At 62.0% G+C, this 16,212-nt stretch carries 15 protein-coding genes; 9 read left to right on the forward strand and 6 right to left on the reverse strand.

What is annotated here, in order from left to right:
• Window positions 1-162 precede the first annotated feature (162 nt).
• From moaE to moaC, 3 genes are read right to left on the reverse strand one after another with little or no spacing between them, the layout of a single operon-like run.
• Window positions 163-612, reverse strand: a complete 450-nt coding sequence (gene moaE / locus IFT57_RS04995; protein WP_192050462.1) for a molybdopterin synthase catalytic subunit MoaE — start codon at window positions 610-612, stop codon at window positions 163-165.
• 1 nt (window position 613) lies between these two features.
• Window positions 614-856 carry a MoaD/ThiS family protein gene (locus IFT57_RS05000; RefSeq protein ID WP_122796091.1) on the reverse strand — a complete coding sequence of 81 codons (243 nt, stop codon included), beginning with the start codon at window positions 854-856 and terminating at the stop codon, window positions 614-616.
• The gene (gene moaC / locus IFT57_RS05005; protein ID WP_192150784.1) at window positions 853-1,326 is read right to left on the reverse strand and encodes a cyclic pyranopterin monophosphate synthase MoaC; all 474 of its coding nucleotides are present in this window, start codon (window positions 1,324-1,326) and stop codon (window positions 853-855) included. The genes IFT57_RS05000 and moaC overlap by 4 nt, the downstream gene beginning before the upstream one ends.
• A gap of 241 nt (window positions 1,327-1,567) precedes the next feature.
• Here moaC and IFT57_RS05010 point away from each other — a divergent pair, with 241 nt between their 5' ends.
• The 4 genes from IFT57_RS05010 (at window position 1,568) to IFT57_RS05025 (ending at window position 6,539) form a co-directional block, all read left to right on the forward strand.
• Entirely contained in the window at window positions 1,568-2,050 is a 483-nt protein-coding gene (locus tag IFT57_RS05010) for a CS1 type fimbrial major subunit (RefSeq protein WP_192050458.1), read from the forward strand.
• 85 nt (window positions 2,051-2,135) lie between these two features.
• Complete coding sequence (locus IFT57_RS05015) at window positions 2,136-4,646, forward strand: TcfC E-set like domain-containing protein (protein WP_192150786.1); 2,511 nt, start codon at window positions 2,136-2,138, stop codon at window positions 4,644-4,646.
• On the forward strand, window positions 4,643-5,803 hold the full coding sequence (locus IFT57_RS05020) for a hypothetical protein (protein ID WP_192150788.1): 1,161 nt from the start codon (window positions 4,643-4,645) through the stop codon (window positions 5,801-5,803). Before IFT57_RS05015 ends, IFT57_RS05020 begins: the two co-directional genes overlap by 4 nt.
• Window positions 5,804-5,813: 10 nt before the next feature.
• On the forward strand, window positions 5,814-6,539 hold the full coding sequence (locus IFT57_RS05025; RefSeq protein ID WP_192150790.1) for a molecular chaperone: 726 nt from the start codon (window positions 5,814-5,816) through the stop codon (window positions 6,537-6,539).
• A 55-nt stretch (window positions 6,540-6,594) separates the two neighbouring features.
• On the opposite strand, the gene IFT57_RS05030 is transcribed toward IFT57_RS05025, so the two are convergent.
• A complete protein-coding gene (locus tag IFT57_RS05030) occupies window positions 6,595-7,989 on the reverse strand; it encodes a PhoH family protein (RefSeq protein ID WP_122713557.1) in 1,395 nt (464 codons plus the stop codon).
• Between the two features lie 352 nt (window positions 7,990-8,341).
• A complete protein-coding gene (locus IFT57_RS05035) occupies window positions 8,342-9,448 on the reverse strand; it encodes a polysaccharide deacetylase family protein (RefSeq protein WP_192150910.1) in 1,107 nt (368 codons plus the stop codon).
• 160 nt (window positions 9,449-9,608) lie between these two features.
• Between IFT57_RS05035 and IFT57_RS05040 the strand changes: the two genes are divergently transcribed.
• A complete protein-coding gene (locus IFT57_RS05040; protein ID WP_192150792.1) occupies window positions 9,609-10,682 on the forward strand; it encodes a polyamine ABC transporter substrate-binding protein in 1,074 nt (357 codons plus the stop codon).
• Window positions 10,683-10,699: 17 nt separating this feature from the next.
• On the opposite strand, the gene IFT57_RS05045 is transcribed toward IFT57_RS05040, so the two are convergent.
• Window positions 10,700-12,283, reverse strand: coding sequence for a peptide chain release factor 3 (locus IFT57_RS05045; RefSeq protein WP_122479646.1), 1,584 nt, complete (start codon window positions 12,281-12,283; stop codon window positions 10,700-10,702).
• 397 nt (window positions 12,284-12,680) lie between these two features.
• Here IFT57_RS05045 and IFT57_RS05050 point away from each other — a divergent pair, with 397 nt between their 5' ends.
• From IFT57_RS05050 to IFT57_RS05065, 4 genes are read left to right on the forward strand one after another with little or no spacing between them, the layout of a single operon-like run.
• Entirely contained in the window at window positions 12,681-13,394 is a 714-nt protein-coding gene (locus tag IFT57_RS05050) for an ABC transporter permease (RefSeq protein ID WP_122479648.1), read from the forward strand.
• A gap of 17 nt (window positions 13,395-13,411) precedes the next feature.
• A complete protein-coding gene (locus tag IFT57_RS05055; protein WP_192150794.1) occupies window positions 13,412-14,326 on the forward strand; it encodes a glycine betaine ABC transporter substrate-binding protein in 915 nt (304 codons plus the stop codon).
• Complete coding sequence (locus IFT57_RS05060) at window positions 14,323-14,976, forward strand: ABC transporter permease (protein WP_122479650.1); 654 nt, start codon at window positions 14,323-14,325, stop codon at window positions 14,974-14,976. Before IFT57_RS05055 ends, IFT57_RS05060 begins: the two co-directional genes overlap by 4 nt.
• A complete protein-coding gene (locus IFT57_RS05065; protein WP_192150796.1) occupies window positions 14,973-16,130 on the forward strand; it encodes an osmoprotectant ABC transporter ATP-binding protein OsmV in 1,158 nt (385 codons plus the stop codon). The genes IFT57_RS05060 and IFT57_RS05065 overlap by 4 nt, the downstream gene beginning before the upstream one ends.
• The last annotated feature ends 82 nt before the right edge of the window (window positions 16,131-16,212 follow it).

Below are 16,212 nucleotides of genomic sequence, written 5' to 3' on the forward strand. Positions count from 1 at the left end.
TCCGCGGCCGCGAAAGCCGCACCGCGTCCACCTGCCTCACCGCGCCGCCCTCTTCGCGGCCGATGACCGCTCCCACGGACGTACTCAAGCCCCCTGTAGGAGCGGTCATCGGCCGCGAAAGCCGCCCTGCGTCCCAACCTGCCACACCACCTGTGCAGACCATCACTCCCAGCGCTGCGCTGCTGCCTCGTCGCTCTCGCGCCCCTGCACCCAGCGCGGGCCATCTTCGGTGCTCTCCTTTTTCCAGAACGGCGCCCGGGTCTTGAGATAGTCCATGACGAAATCACACGCCTGGAACGCCGCCTGACGATGGGCGCTGGCCACGCCGACGAACACGATCGGCTCGCCTGGCGCCAACGCGCCCACCCGGTGCAGTATCTCGAGCTTGAGCAACGGCCAGCGCTGAGCCGCTTCGAAGACGATCTTGTCCAGGGCTTTTTCGGTCATGCCCGGATAATGCTCCAGCAACATCCCGCGCACTTCCAGCCCGTCGTTGAAATCGCGCACGTAGCCGACAAAGCTCACCACCGCACCTACGCCGGTGTTGGCTTGGTGCAAGGCATTGAGTTCAGCCCCAGGGTCGAACGGCTCGTGCTGCACGCGAACGCTCATTTCAACCTCCGGTCACGGTGGGAAAGAAAGCGACCTCATCGCCATCGAACAGCGGCTCGGTGAGCCCGCACATTTCCTGATTGCGAGCGCACATCAGGCCCTTTTCTCCAAGTACCTCCCGATCGCCCCGCAGGATGAGAAATTCGCGCAACGCATCTACACTGGCGAACTCACCCGTCACCACTTCCTCACCGGTGCCCAGCAGTTCGCGGTAGCGAGCGAAATACAGCACGGTGTACTTCATGACACGTCCGCCTTGAAGTGCCCACTCTTGCCGCCCTGCTTCTCCAGCAAGCGCACTTGCTCGATGAGCATGCCGCGATCGACCGCCTTGCACATGTCATAGACGGTCAAGGCGGCAACGCTGGCCGCGGTCAGCGCCTCCATTTCGACCCCGGTCTGCCCCGCCAGCTTGCAACGGGCGGTGATCAAGACGCTGTCTTCGCCATCGGCTGCCAACTCGACCTTCACACCGGTCAGCATCAGCGGATGGCACAGCGGAATGAGATCACTGGTTTTCTTCGCCGCCTGAATGCCGGCAATACGCGCCACCGCGAACACATCACCCTTGGGGTGTTCGCCCTCGACGATCATGCGCAAGGTCGTCGGCAGCATGCGAACGCGCGCCTGGGCCACGGCTTCGCGGAAGGTCACGGCCTTTTCGGTGACATCCACCATATGGGCGCGCCCTTGTGAATCGAGATGGGTCAGCACAGCCTTACTCCTGTTCCAGAAGAGGCGATTGTAGCCCCGGAGCCGGTGGGTTGCACAAACCCTGAAGCACCGCTTTGTAGGAAGGATCCTACGAAGTTTGGGAACAGTCTGACTTTTTCATCGACCTGCGCTCGGCACACTTCCTCTCCGCGCCAATCCGGTGGGCCACTGCACTCATCCTGGCTCACCAGGGACGGGGCGCGCACCTGTCGCTTATATGAAACCAAGGAGTTGCAACCCGATGAAACCTTCAATCCTCGCTCTGCCACTGGCCATGCTGTTCGCCGGAGTGGCCATGGCCGACCAGCGCATCGATCACACCGTCACCGTGACCGCTACCGTACCCACCGACAAATTCATCGTCGAGCCCCTGGGCGGCAACTGGATGAACGAGCCACAAAACATGAGCTTCAAACCCGTGGACGGCACTCTGGAGCCGATTCGCAAACAACTGACCATGAAGAGCACCAGCGGCGCCATCACCGCCAAGTTGATGAACACCCCGACCATGACCAGCGGCACCAACTCGATCGGCTTGAACGTCAAGGTCGGCAGCCAGGCGCTGAGTACCACATCGGAAATCGTCGCCAACGTCGCCGACGCCGCAGCTGGCACCGTGGTCGACTTTCTGGTCACCGCTGGCGGCAAGCCCTCCGCAGGTTATGCACCAGGGGCCTATCAGGGCACGGTGAACCTGGTCTTCGAAACACCTGATCCGGTCTGATCCCTGCTCGTCCCCTTTGTGTCTGGAACGTCACCCTGTTGGTCGCTCGTGCGTCTGGCAGGGTGACCCTGCCTGCGTGATACCCATGACTAGAAACACCCCATCGGCCTTCACCGGCCCGCTCGCGCTCGGCCTGCTTTCACTGGCGGCCTTGCCACTGCTGGTCGAGGCAGCGGGCCCGGGGCCGGGACGCTTGTCGAGCCAGGCCGAAGGCCTGCCTCGCGAATTCAATGACTATTTCTTCGACGTGCCCCTCGCCGTGCACGTCGATCTCGACGGCCGCCCGCTGGGCGAAGCGCTGATCACTCTGGATCGCCGGGAGCGAGTGCAGTTGATCGAGTTCACCAACGGTGAGGCCTATCAGGCCCACGATCCGCGGCGGCAACGCTGGGCAGAACTGCTTGCCGAGCCTACCGCGCTGGGCGATTGCACCGGCGACTGTCGTGAAGACCTCGTGGCCTTGCACTACAGCCTTTACGACTCACGCCTGTCGATTCTGACCCGCACCGCAGAGAGGAGCAGCGCCGACGAGCGTTACTACAGCCTCCCCGACGAGGGCAGCCATGGCTTGATCCTGCGCAACCAGATGAACATTTCCGCCGGACGCCATGAGCAAACCGGCCGCTATGCGCTGCAGGGCCAGGGCAGTCTCGGCGACTGGACGGCGCTGGCGCAACTGCAGGCCGACCGCAGCGAAGACAGCCGCTACGGGACCCGGCACAGGGTCGACCAGCTCTACGCCGAGCGGGTACAGCGTGACCGGTTCTACCGCTTGGGCTACTTCATGCCGGATGCTCAAGGGCTGAGCCGCCAACCAAGGTTGCTGGGCGAAAGCCCGGTCACAGCGCTGGGCATCATGTACGGCAGCAGTGACAGCCTTGCTGTCGACAATGCCAAGCCCAGTGCCACGCCTATCTATGTGACGCCCAACCGGCCCGGTGTGGTGGAGATCTACCGCAACGGCGTGCTGATCAACAGCCAGCCCGTTCAACCAGGGCTGCAAGCGATCGATACCAAAGTGCTGCCCGGCGGCATCTATGATATCGAGGTACGCCTGATCGAGGATGGCCGGACCACGTCGAGTAGCGAAGCGTTCATCTACAAGCCGTCGAACTGGAGCGATCCCGACCAGCCCTGGCGCTACAACCTGTATCTGGGCCAGCGCAGTACCCTGCTCAGCAACTGGGAAGAAGACAACGATCATTCAGTGAGCGCCGGTGCGCTGTTCAACTATCTTGCCCATGCCCGAGTGGTACTGGGTGGCTCGTTGCAGCGGGTCGATGGTTACAATCAGTACGGCCTGTCGGCCGACTGGGATGCGTTGCAGAGCCTGAAGCTGTACGCCAACCTGTTCCATACCGATCAACACGGTGAAGGCTACGACCTGCAGGCGCTGTGGACTTATCCGATGGGCAACCTGGTGCTCAGCCGCAGCCAGAACTGGCAGCGCTATCCGCGGCTGCGCGGCGAGCGCGAGCCGCAGGCGGCCCGGCAAGTGACGCAGAGTTCGCTGTCCTGGCAGCACCGCCTGAACCAACGCATCAGTACCCATGCCCGCGTCGCCGAGGCCGACGGCCTGTATGGCGGCACTTCGCTGGACCTGGGCCTGGTCTATCACGGCACGTTGATGGGCTCGCAGGCCAACTGGCGCGCTTCGGTGTTCGACCGTCCAGGCACCAGCAATACCGATGGCGCACGCAACCGCGGGGTCAACTTCACCCTGAGCATGAGCCTGGGCGAGGACGGTCGGCGACTCTCCGCCACCCTGGGCAGCCGCACCGCCGTGGATGGCAGCCGCGACCGCAACGTATCGCTCACCTACCAGCAGGCCCTGGACCACCACACCTTGCGCAACGTCGCGGGTACGCTGAGCGGGGATCGCTACGGCGCGGCCCTGGCCGGCAATGTGCAGTTCCAGAACCGTGCCCTGTACGGCGATGCCTACTTGCAGAACTCCTCCTACGACAACGCCGTCAGTGGCGGCCTCAATCTGGAAAGCACCGTAGCACTGGGCGCTGGCCAGGTAGCGGTCAGCGGCGACTTCCAGGCATACGAGGCCGGCATGATCGTGGATGTGGAGTCCGACTTCGCTGACCTGCAACTGCGCGCCGACACCCCGCAAGGGCCCAGCTCGACCCTGCGCCCTGGCCGCAACGTCATCGCCGCGCGCGCCTTCCGGCCTGGCCAGGTGCAGTTGGATTTCCAGCACCACGATGCACCCACCGCAGTGATTCAGCCACCCAGCTTCAGCTACCACCTCAACCGCGGCGCGGTGGATTACCAGAAGATTCGCGTCATGCGCACGGTCACGGTGCTCGGTCGCTTGCTGGATCCCGATGGCAAGCCAATCAAGGGCGTCCTGGTCATCAACCATGCCAGCCGCAGCGTCAGTGAGGCCGACGGCTTCTTTGCCGTCGAGATGAGTGAATCCACGCCCACCCTGGAGGTGCGTCGCAGCGGTGTGCGCCTGTGCTTCCTGAAACTGGACAGCGGCCATGCCCGGCGCGAGAACCAGGTGTTGATGGTCGGTGACCAGCAGTGCAGTACAGATACCCTGGCCGCGTCCGAGGGCCTTGGGCAAGGAGAAGCAGGATGAAATCAGTCGGATGGTTGACCGCCTTGTTGGCACTTCTGGCCGCAACACACAATGTCCAGGCCAACGAAGCGCTCATAACGGCCCGCATCGAAGGCACCAACTTCATCAACACCACGCCCAAAGCCACTTACTGCAACTCGTTTCAAGGCGGAGCGTATTGCGTCAACAAATGGACCGTGGATCTACCGATCACCTATCGCAAATGGGTCGACGTGAATGCCGCCAATGCTCGCGACAAGGTCTATATCAAGCTGCCTCCGCGCCAGGCGCTGACCCTGCAGAACCAGCTGACCGGACAGACCGCGACCATGTTCATTGCGTTCGCCGATGTCAGCCAGCGAGTCAGTTACAGCAACGAAACCGTGGTTGGCCTTCGGCCCATCGGTTGCGTGGCCTATGGCGGTATGGGTGGGGGTCCTGGCTACTCGCAGTTCCTGTGGTCGGTAACCAACACCACCAATCCTCCCGCCTGCGTATCGGACAAATCCGGCAATACACAGGTCGAGGATTCGGAGTTCACGCGCTCGGGCGTCATGTTCCGCCCCGAGTTTCCATCGGCGGCCTCGTTGGCTCCCGGCCGGTGGGAAGGCACGCTCGACTACCCGGTGGGCATGGGCCAGGGCTTCGATTTCGGCAACATCGTCCAGAGCAGCACCGATGCGATCCGTTTTCGTGTCCGGTTCGACGTGCAGCACGACATCCGCGTGGATTTTCCTGCCGATGGCACCGAGGTGAAACTTGCCCCACAAGGCGGCTGGGAAAGCGCAATCAATTCCAGCAAGGCTCCCGTGCGGCTTTTCCATGATTCGCCCTTGCGTCTTTGGGCTGGCGCGGCTTTCAAGGTGTACCTGGCCTGCGAACACCTGGGCAACGCCTATAACTGCCGCATGAAGAACCAGGCGAACGATCACTACGTGCAGGTGGACACGGCGATCTCCCTTCCCGGTGCGTTCACCAGCGATGGCCAGCCCGTCGATCGCCTGCCGCTGTACAGCCATGTCGGCAATGGGCGAATCATCACGCCTACCACGATGGCCACCAACGCACCCGGCACGCTTCATTTCGATGTTACCGGCCGACGCGCTGCCGAGATGCTCCTTTACCCCGGCTCACGCTACAGCGGCGCGATCACCATCATCTACGACGCCAACCCGTGAGGATCACGTGATGAAACACCTTCTGCTACTGCTCGGCCTGATCACTTTCAATGTTAGTGCGGCCCCACAACTGAACATCGGCAGCCTGTACGAATATTTCGATGGCGACCGCAGCACATCCCTCAAGCGTATCTACAACAGCGGCGACACCGCAGCGTTCGTCAAGATCACCGTGGCCGAACTGGTCTACGCTGCCGACGGCACGGTCAGCGAAGTGCCGTTGGAGGGTTTGCCGGCCGAGCAGCGTAGCCTGATCGCCAGCCCGGCACGGGTGATCGTGCCGCCCGACGGCATGCAGCAGGTACGTCTGCTGTACCGCGGCGAGCGCTTGGCCGAGCGCTACTTCCGCTTGCGCTTCATTCCGGTACTTCCGGAAACCGGCGATGGCTTCGGCCTGAGCAGCGAGCAAGCCAGGCAGTACAACGACGCGCTATCGGCAGGGGTGAGCATTCTGGCGGGCTATGGCGCGGTGATGTTCGTCAAGCCTGCACAGACGACCTACGCCACTGAAGTGCTGCATGAGGCCGGCCGGTTCGCTATTCCCAACAAGGGCAACGCCACGGTGGTGCTGGATCACTTCAATGATTGCGATCGCAACGGCCAGAACTGCGCGCCGCCCACCAAACACCACATCCGGCCGGGCAAGACACTGTCGTTCGAAAAGAAAACCGGGCGTACCTATCGCTTTGTTCTGCAAGAGGGTTCGCAGAACCGCCACGAGGAATTCGAAGGCTAGGCCCGCCATCGGTGCCTGGGCACCGAGGCGAAGCCGGTCGGAGGAGGTTGCCGACTTACAGATGACTTTCGGCGTATTCGGCCAGGATCGACCGCGGTACACCCTGCAGGGTGATGTGCACGCCTTGCGGGAAGTCCTTGAAGCGCTCCGTCAGGTAGGTCAACCCGGAACTTGGGGCTGACAGATAGGGCGTATCGATCTGCGCCAGGTTGCCCAGGCAGATGACCTTGGAACCAGCGCCGGCACGGGTGATGATGGTTTTCATCTGATGCGGAGTCAGGTTCTGGCATTCGTCGATCAGGATCAGGCTTTGCTGAAAGCTGCGACCTCGGATGTAGTTGAGGGATTTGAACTGCAAGGGCACCTTGCTCAGGATGTAGTCGACGCTGCCGTGGGTGTTTTCGTCCTCCATGTGCAGGGCTTCGAGGTTGTCGGTGATGGCGCCAAGCCAAGGCTCCATTTTTTCGGCCTCGGTACCGGGCAGGAAGCCGATCTCCTGATCGAGCCCCTGCACGCTGCGGGTGGCAATGATGCGCCGGTAGCGCTTGGTCACCATGGTCTGCTCGATGGCCGCAGCAAGGGCCAGGATGGTCTTGCCCGAACCCGCCGCACCGGTCAGGTTGACCAGATGGATGTCCGGATCCAGCAAAGCGAACAGGGCCAGCCCCTGATAGATGTCACGCGGTTTGAGGCCCCAGGCTTCCTGATGCAGCAAAGGCTCCTGGTGCAGGTCGAGGATCATCAGCTCGTCGTCCTTGATGCCCTTGATCCAGCCGACGAAACCCTGCTCGTCGATGATGAATTCGTTCATGTGCACCGATGGCAGCACTTCGCTCAACTGCACCCGATGCCAGGTACGACCATGATCCTGGCGCGTCTCGACCTTGCTCACGCGGTCCCAGAACGAGCCGGTCACATTGTGATAGCCACGCGAAAGCAGCGATACATCGTCCACCAACTGGTCGGTGCTGTAGTCCTCGGCGGCAATCCCGCAGGCGCGTGCCTTGAGGCGCATGTTGATGTCTTTGGTGACCAGAATCACGCTCAGGTCGGGGTGACGCGTGTGCAGGTCGATCAACTGATTGATGATGATGTTGTCGTTGAGGTTCTGCGGCAGCAGGTTCGAGGGCTCGGGCCGCTTGTCCATCAGAATGGACAGAAAGCCCTTGGTGTTGCCGCTCACGCGCATGATCGGCACGCCCGATTCGACCACGGCCGGCGACGCATCGCCCAGGGTCTTGTCGATCAGGCGGATAGCCTGCCGGCATTCGGCAGCGACGGTCTGCTTGCCATCCTTGAGTTTGTCCAGTTCCTCCAGCACGGTCATGGGAATGGCGACACGATGTTCTTCGAAATTCAGCAGAGCGTTTGGATCGTGGATCAGTACGTTGGTATCGAGCACATAAAGGATTGGCTGATTGGAAGAGGTACTGCGTCCTTGTTCATCCATACTCGGTCACCTTTTTGGGAGCCTGACAACGCAATACCTGGACGGTGCTGCGCCGCGAAAAGGCCGCCGGATTCCCACATCAAGGAGCAGGACCTGCGCACAGGTGGAGAGTCTGTCGAAGACGCCACCTGTGATGCAGGGTTCGGCGGTCTGTCTTCGTAATACCGCAAAACCCATGAAGGAAAAAAGCTCTTTACGGTTTTTTGAAGTTTATTTTTCAGCGGTGCGAATAACGCTTGGCGGGTGGCGCGGACGCCGTTAGAGTCAGAAGTTGCCCTGCCCCGCCTCACCTGCGCAATTTTTCCCAAAAACCCGCCAACCCCCCGTAAATGCTGGCATTTGCTGCCTGGGCCTATTGCACATCCGCACAGGCCTGCCAGTTGATACCGGTCTGGGCGGTTTCCTGCATCAGCCAGGGCAGCGCGGTCTGTGCCTTGGCCAGGTTGTCGTGAAACACCACGATTCCGCGCCGCCACAGCAGCATCAGGCTCAGCGCCCGCTCGCCAGCCTGCATGGCCGTCAGGCGGCTGTCATCGTCCATCGAATCGATGTTCCACAGCGCCACTTTCAGCCCGGCTCCGGCAAAGAATGCAGCGCTGTCGGCGCGACGCTGACCGTACGGCGGGCGAAACCAGGGCACGTAGCTGTCGGGAAGGTCGGTCTGCAGCAGGGCGATGCTGCGCAAGATCGAGTCCTGCCATTTGTCCCATTGCCCATGGGACACGTATTGCCAACCCAGAGTCGCCACGCACTGCCCGGCATACAGCGCCTGCAACTGGGCCACCGAGGTCTTTTCGGCACGCGCCTGCAGGCTTTGTCCGGGCACGAAGAAGGTGGCGCTCGAATCCTGCGCTCGCAGGTACCCGGTCAACGCATCGGTAGAGCCATCGACCGGGCTCGGTCCGCCATCGAAGGTCAGCAGGAACGTGCGGTCGGCAAAACCGTTACCATCGAATTCCTGCTCCGACAACAACTGGACTTCGCTGGTGGTCTGCGGTGACACCGCAGCCAGGCGCAGCAGTTCGTTGAGATAGGCCTCGCTGAACACCTGGCCCGGCACGGCGAACCCGGAGTAGAAGGATTCGGGATCGATTCCCAGGTCGGCCGCCTGGGTGCGCAGGTCGCCTTCGCTGTCGATGGCATAGCAGAACGAAGCATCCTGTTCACAGCTTTGCTGGGCAAGGTCAAAGTTGGCCCAGAGCCGCTGCCAGAGCCGCTGGCGCAAATCGTTGATCGCCAGCGTATTGATCTGGCGCAGGCCCAGGCGCGCGGTCAGCTGTGCTTCGTCCTGGCTTTCACTGGCCAACAACGAGCGGGCGAACAGCAGGATGTGCGCACGTGAGGCGACGTCGAACAACACCGGCGAATCGATGCGTTCGGGCCAGTGACTGCGGTCGAGAGTCGCCACCGGTGGCGCAGCGACGGCGGCCTGTGCGGCGCATACAACGGTGGCCAGCATCCATGATACCCAACGCAACGGCGATCTCCTCGATGACAGGGTGCGCCGGGCACTATACCGCTGTCGCATGACAGCGCGCAGCTCTATGCAGCCCCGGGCCTTCCCCCACTTCGTTTCTATGATTACAGTAGGCAATCAACGGCGGCTCAGGAATCACCACATGCTTCGCTTGGCCCTCGCCGTACTGACGCTCGTCACGCCCATGGCGTTCGCCGCCGGCAAGCTCAGCATCTACAACTGGCCCGACTACATCGCCCCCGATACCTTGCCCAACTTCCAGCGCCAGACCGGCATCGAAACCCAGTACGCCTTCTTCGACAGCAACGAAACCCTGGAGAAGCGCCTGCGCGAATCGCCCGGCAAGTACGACGTGATCTTCCCTTCCAACCACTTCATGACCCGCCACATCAGCGCCGGCAACCTCACGCCACTGGACCGCAGCCGTCTACCGAACTGGAAGTACCTGAACCCCGCGCTTCTGCGTGCACTGGAAATCAACGACCCCGGCAACCGCTACGGCTTTCCGTACCTGTGGGGCGTCAGCGGCATCGGCTACAACGTCAAGCAGGTCAAGGCAGCACTCGGCGACGATGCTCCGGTGGATTCCTGGGACCTGGTGTTCAAGCCGGAAAACATCGCTCGCCTGCAGAAATGCGGGGTCGCCATCCTCGACATCGGCCCCGAGTTGCTGCCAATGGCACTCAATTACCTGGGCCTGCCCTCGCACAGCCGCAACCCTGCCGACTACGACAAGGCACGCGCGCTGTTGCTGAGCATCAAGCCCTACGTACGCTATTTCGATTCGGTGGAGTACAGCCACGAACTGGCCGAGGGCAAGCTGTGCGCGGTGGTCGGCTTTTCCGGGGACGTGCTGCAGGCGCAGACCCAGGCCAGACAGGAAGGCCAGGGCGTTGAGATCGAGTTCACGTTGCCGCGCGAGGGCTCGACCATGTGGTTCGACATGGTCGCCATCCCTGCCAATGCACCGAACGAAGACGCCGCGTACACCTTTCTCAACTACCTGCTCGAACCCAAGGTCATGGCCGGCATCACCAACAGCGTGCACTACGCCAATGGCAACGAAGGCGCCGATGAGTGGGTCAACCCTGCACTCAAGGGTGACCGACGCATCTACCCGAGCGCCGAGGTCATGAGCAAGCTGTTCCTGCTGCAACCTATGCCCGCCGATATCGAGCAGCTACGCACCCGCACCTGGAACCAGATCCGTCACTGAGGCGAGCATGGGATCGATCAATGATGCTCGCGGGTGGCGCGGAATTTCACGTCTGGCCAGCGTTCTTCCATCAGCGCCAGGTTGACCCGAGTCGGCGCCAGGTAGGTCAGGTGCCCACCGCCGTCGAGGGCCAGGTTTTCCGCAGCCTTGTTGCTGAATTCCTCGAGTTTCTTCTTGTCGGCGCACTCGATCCAGCGGGCGGACCATACGGTGATCGGCTCGTAGGCACATTCCACCTTGTATTCCTCTTTCAGGCGGCTGGCGACCACGTCGAACTGCAGCACGCCCACCGCCCCCAGGATGATGTCGTTGCTGCGCTCGGGGAAGAACACCTGGGTGGCGCCCTCCTCGGCCAGCTGCTGCAAGCCCTGACGCAACTGTTTGGACTTGAGCGGATCCTTGAGGCGCACCCGACGGAACAGCTCCGGGGCGAAGTGCGGGATACCGGTGAAGCCCAGGCTTTCACCCTCGCTGAAGGTGTCGCCGATCTGGATGGTGCCGTGGTTGTGCAGGCCGATGATGTCGCCGGCGAACGCTTCTTCCAACTGCTCGCGCTCGGAGGAGAAGAACGTCAGGGCGTCGCCTATGCGCAGGTCCTTGCCCGTGCGCACATGGCGCATCTTCATGCCCTTCTCGTAGCGGCCCGAGCAGATGCGCATGAAGGCGATACGGTCGCGGTGCTTGGGGTCCATGTTCGCCTGGATCTTGAACACGAAACCGGTGAATTTTTCTTCCACAGGCTCCACGGTCCGCTCGTTCGCCACTCGCGGCAAAGGGCGTGGCGCCCAGTTCACGACGGCGTCGAGCACATGGTCGACACCGAAGTTGCCCAGCGCCGTACCGAAGAACACCGGCGTCAATTGACCGTTCAGAAACTCGTCCTGATTGAACTCATGGCAGGCACCCTGCACCAGTTCCAGCTGTTCCACGAAGCGGTCGTATTCGTCGGCCAGGTGCGCGCGCGCCTCGTCCGAATCCAGCTTCTCGATGATTTTCACATCGGTGCGCTCGTGGCCATGGCCCGGCGTGTAAACGATGATGTAGTCGTCCGCCAGGTGATAGACGCCCTTGAAGTCGCGATAGCAGCCAATCGGCCAGGTGATTGGCGCGGCCTTGATCTTGAGCACCGCCTCGATCTCGTCGAGCAGCTCGATCGGGTCGCGAATGTCACGGTCCAGCTTGTTGATGAAACTGACGATGGGCGTGTCGCGCAGGCGACAGACATCCATCAGGGCAATGGTCCGCGGTTCGACACCTTTACCGCCATCGAGCACCATCAGCGCCGAGTCCACCGCCGTCAGGGTGCGGTAGGTATCTTCCGAGAAGTCTTCGTGGCCCGGGGTGTCGAGCAGGTTGACCATGTGCTCGCGGTAGGGAAACTGCATCACGGACGTCGTGATGGAAATCCCGCGCTGTTTCTCCATTTCCATCCAGTCGGAGGTCGCGTGACGGTCGGACTTGCGCGACTTCACCGTACCGGCCACGGCAATCGCCTTGCCCATCAGCAAGAGCTTCTCGGTGATGGTGGTTTTACCCGCATCCGGGTGGGAAATGATGGCGAAAGTGCGGCGTTTCGCGACTTCGGCGGCCTGTTGGGTCATGGATGATCGCCTGGCGAGGGAATGAAAAAGGGCGCGAATTATAGCCTGCTTCAGGCGAAACCGCATCCTGCGCCACCTGCCCCTGCCGATTTCATTGCACTGCAAACCTACCGTAGGGACCGTGTTGCAAGCGCCTGTCACTGCCACGCAATGGGCCGAAACATCGGTTAAAGGTGGCCAAATGCTGCCTCACTGTGGGAACCTCTCGCGGCACGGAGACGTCCATTCCCTGATTCGCGCTATCGTCAGGGGCTGCAAAATCAGCAAGTTAGCCTGACGAGGCTGCGCTTATGGCTCGCACCACGTGAGCTGCTATTCGCGTCCTACCTGGGCCGATCACTCTCCCGAGTGCTCATCGCAGGCCCGGTAGGCGCCGACTGAAAAAAGGAGTCCGCCTGTGGCTAATCGCTATGGCAAAGGGCTGTTAGGGGGCGCGGTTATCGTTGCTGTCCTGGCCCTGCTGGTCCATTGGATCGGCATAAGCACTATCGAGCACTACCGCGAAGATCTGATTTTCTACCTGCAGGCGCACCTGATCCTGGTGCTGGTTTCAATGTTCGCCGCACTGCTCGTGGGCATCCCCGCAGGCATCGCGTTGAGCCGCCCCAGCATGGTCAAGCGCGCCGAACGCTTCATGCAGATCTTCAACATCGGCAACACCATTCCCCCCCTGGCGGTACTCGCCATCGCTCTGGGCATTCTGGGCATCGGCAGCGGTCCTGCCATCTTCGCGCTGTTTCTCGCCTCCCTGTTGCCTATCGTGCGCAACACCTACGAAGGCCTGAAAAACGTCCAGGGCTCGCTCAAGGAAGCCGCCACCGGCATTGGCATGACGCCGCGCCAGGTGCTGTTCAAGGTCGAGCTGCCCAACGCCGTGCCGATCATGGTCGGTGGCGTGCGCGTGGCGCTGGCGATCAACGTCGGTACCGCGCCCCTGGCGTTCCTGATCGGCGCCAACAGCCTGGGCAGCCTGATCTTCCCCGGCATCGCCTTGAACAACCAGCCACAACTGCTGCTGGGCGCTGCCTGCACCGCGCTGCTGGCATTGATCCTGGACGGCATCGTGACCCTGGTCAGCCGCCTGTGGTTCGAACGTGGGCTGACTCGCTGAGCGAAGGAATGAATTCAATGAAAAAGTTAAGCATCGTACTGGGCCTGGCCCTGTTGTGCGCAGGCGTCGTGCACGCCGCAGACAGACCGGTGATCCGCCTCGGCGCCCGGGTGTTCACAGAGCAGACCGTACTGGCAGCAATCACTGCCCAATACCTGGGCAGCAAAGGCTATGACGTGCGCGTCACTGGTGGCCTGGGCAGCAACCTGGCGCGCAGCGCCCAGGAAAGCGGTCAGCTGGACATGCTCTGGGAATACACCGGGGTATCGCTAGTGTCCTACAACCACATCGACGAAAAACTCGACAGCGCGGCCACCTACGCACGGGTCAAGGAACTGGACGCCCAGAAAGGCCTGGTCTGGCTGACGCCCTCGCGGTTCAGCAACACCTATGCCCTGGCGTTACCTGAAGAAGTGGCCAAGGCCTATCCCCAGGTCAACACCATCAGCCAACTGAACCAGGTGCTGATCGACGAGCCGAAGAAAGGCCACATCCTGGCCCTGGACACCGAGTTCGCCAACCGGTCTGACGGCCTGGTGGGACTGACCCAAACCTACGACCTGAAATTCACCCGCCGTGACATTCGCCAGATGGACGCTGGCCTGGTCTATACCGCGCTGCGCAACGGTCAGGTATTCACCGGTCTGGTCTACACCACCGACGGGCGTCTGAACGCCTTCAAGCTCAAGCTGCTCGAAGACGATCTCAAGTACTTCCCCGACTACACCGCCGCGCCGGTGGTCCGTCAGCAACTGCTCGATGCTCATCCGCAATTGGCCGCGCAACTCAAGCCACTGGCCGAGATGCTCGACGATGCCACCATGCGCGAACTCAACGCGCAGGTCGACGTCGCGCACCGCAGCCCGACGGTGGTGGCGGCAGAGTTTCTCAAGGCCCATCCGATCAACGTCCAAGCCCAGGAGAAGCCATGAGTTTCCTCGACACCTTCTCCCACCTCGACTGGCCATTGGTGCTGCAACTGACCTGGCAGCACATCACTCTGGTCGGCATTGCGGTCAGCCTGGCCATCGTCTTCGGCGTACCCATCGGTATCCTGATGACCCGTTTTCCAGCGCTGGCAGGGCCTCTGCAGGCCTGCGCCACGGTGCTGCTGACCATCCCCTCGATTGCCCTGTTCGGGCTGCTGCTGCCGTTCTACTCCAAGTTCGGCCAAGGCCTGGGGCCGCTACCGGCCATCACTGCGGTATTTCTCTATTCGCTGTTGCCGATCCTGCGCAACACCTACCTGGCACTGACCGGCGTCGAGCCTGGCATCCGTGAAGCCGCCAAAGGCATCGGCATGACCTTCGGCCAGCGCCTGCGCATGGTCGAGTTGCCCATCGCGGTACCGGTCATCCTCGCCGGCGTGCGCACCGCCGTGGTGATGAACATCGGCGTCATGACCATTGCTGCCACCATCGGCGCCGGCGGCCTGGGCGTTCTCATCCTCACTTCCATCAGCCGCAGCGACATGTCGATGCTCATCGTCGGCGCCGTGCTGGTCAGTGTCCTGGCGATCATCGCCGACCTGCTCCTGCAATGGCTGCAACGCGCCCTGACTCCCAAAGGATTATTGAAATGATCGAACTTCAGAACCTGACCAAGACCTTCCACAGCAACGGCAAGGAAGTCAAAGCCGTCGACGCGGTAAGCCTGACCGTCAACGAAGGCGAGATCTGCGTATTCCTCGGGCCATCGGGCTGCGGCAAGAGCACCACGCTGAAAATGATCAACCGATTGATCATGCCGACCTCCGGCAAGGTCCTGATCAACGGCGAGGACACCACCGGCCTGGACGAGGTCACCCTGCGTCGCAACATCGGCTATGTCATCCAGCAGATCGGCCTGTTCCCCAACATGACCATCGAGGAGAACATCACCGTGGTCCCGCGCCTGCTCGGTTGGGACAAGAAGCGCTGCGCCGAGCGGGCCCGCGAGCTCATGAGCATGATCAAGCTGGAGCCCAAGCAGTATCTGCACCGCTATCCGCGCGAACTCTCGGGCGGCCAGCAACAGCGCATCGGCGTGATCCGCGCCCTGGCCGCAGAGGCGCCGCTGCTGTTGATGGACGAGCCCTTCGGCGCGGTCGACCCGATCAACCGCGAGATGATCCAGAACGAGTTCTTCGAAATGCAGCGGGCCTTGAACAAGACCGTGATCATGGTCAGCCATGACATCGACGAAGCCATCAAGCTGGGTGACAAGATCGCCATTTTCCGTGCCGGCAAGCTGTTGCAGATCGACCATCCCGATACCTTGCTGGCCCATCCGGTGGACGACTTCGTCAGCAACTTCGTCGGCCAGGACAGCACGCTCAAGCGCCTGCTGCTGGTCAAGGCCGAGGACGCCGCCGACAATGCGCCTTCGGTGAGCCCGGAAACGCCGGTGGCCGATGCGCTGGAATTGATGGACGAACACGACCGCCGCTACGTCGTGGTGACCGATGCGCAGAACAAGGCCATGGGCTATGTTCGCCGCCGTGACCTGCATCGCCAGACCGGCAGCTGTGTGGATTTCCTGCGCGAGTTCAACGCCACGGCGGCGTATGACGAGCACCTGCGCATCCTGTTGTCGCGCATGTACGAGTTCAACCGCTCGTGGTTGCCGGTGCTGGACGCGGAGAACGTGTTCCTCGGCGAAGTGACCCAGGAATCCATCGCCGCCTACCTCAGCTCAGGCCGCTCGCGCGGCATGAAAACCAGCATCGTCTCCCCGGCCGAAGCCGCCCAGGCCTGACGCGCACCCTCGTGTAGGAGCGGTCTGTGGCCGCGAAAGCCACCCCGCGGTCCATCAGAAAGACCGCACCGAATGCTTCGCG

Origin of the sequence: Pseudomonas sp. CFBP 13719, assembly GCF_014842095.1 — a bacterium.
GTDB lineage: Bacteria > Pseudomonadota > Gammaproteobacteria > Pseudomonadales > Pseudomonadaceae > Aquipseudomonas.

What these genes read in the sequence shown, in the direction of transcription:
- IFT57_RS05065 (WP_192150796.1), top strand. Translation starts at nt 14,973, where the DNA reads ATGATCGAACTTCAGAACCTGACCAAGACCTTCCACAGCAACGGCAAG.
- IFT57_RS05060 (WP_122479650.1), top strand. Translation starts at nt 14,323, where the DNA reads ATGAGTTTCCTCGACACCTTCTCCCACCTCGACTGGCCATTGGTGCTG.
- IFT57_RS05015 (WP_192150786.1), top strand. Translation starts at nt 2,136, where the DNA reads ATGACTAGAAACACCCCATCGGCCTTCACCGGCCCGCTCGCGCTCGGC.
- IFT57_RS05020 (WP_192150788.1), top strand. Translation starts at nt 4,643, where the DNA reads ATGAAATCAGTCGGATGGTTGACCGCCTTGTTGGCACTTCTGGCCGCA.
- IFT57_RS05045 (WP_122479646.1), bottom strand. Translation starts at nt 12,283, where the DNA reads ATGACCCAACAGGCCGCCGAAGTCGCGAAACGCCGCACTTTCGCCATC.
- IFT57_RS05030 (WP_122713557.1), bottom strand. Translation starts at nt 7,989, where the DNA reads ATGGATGAACAAGGACGCAGTACCTCTTCCAATCAGCCAATCCTTTAT.
- IFT57_RS05025 (WP_192150790.1), top strand. Translation starts at nt 5,814, where the DNA reads ATGAAACACCTTCTGCTACTGCTCGGCCTGATCACTTTCAATGTTAGT.
- IFT57_RS05000 (WP_122796091.1), bottom strand. Translation starts at nt 856, where the DNA reads ATGAAGTACACCGTGCTGTATTTCGCTCGCTACCGCGAACTGCTGGGC.
- IFT57_RS05035 (WP_192150910.1), bottom strand. Translation starts at nt 9,448, where the DNA reads ATGCTGGCCACCGTTGTATGCGCCGCACAGGCCGCCGTCGCTGCGCCA.
- moaE (WP_192050462.1), bottom strand. Translation starts at nt 612, where the DNA reads ATGAGCGTTCGCGTGCAGCACGAGCCGTTCGACCCTGGGGCTGAACTC.
- IFT57_RS05055 (WP_192150794.1), top strand. Translation starts at nt 13,412, where the DNA reads ATGAAAAAGTTAAGCATCGTACTGGGCCTGGCCCTGTTGTGCGCAGGC.
- IFT57_RS05040 (WP_192150792.1), top strand. Translation starts at nt 9,609, where the DNA reads ATGCTTCGCTTGGCCCTCGCCGTACTGACGCTCGTCACGCCCATGGCG.
- IFT57_RS05010 (WP_192050458.1), top strand. Translation starts at nt 1,568, where the DNA reads ATGAAACCTTCAATCCTCGCTCTGCCACTGGCCATGCTGTTCGCCGGA.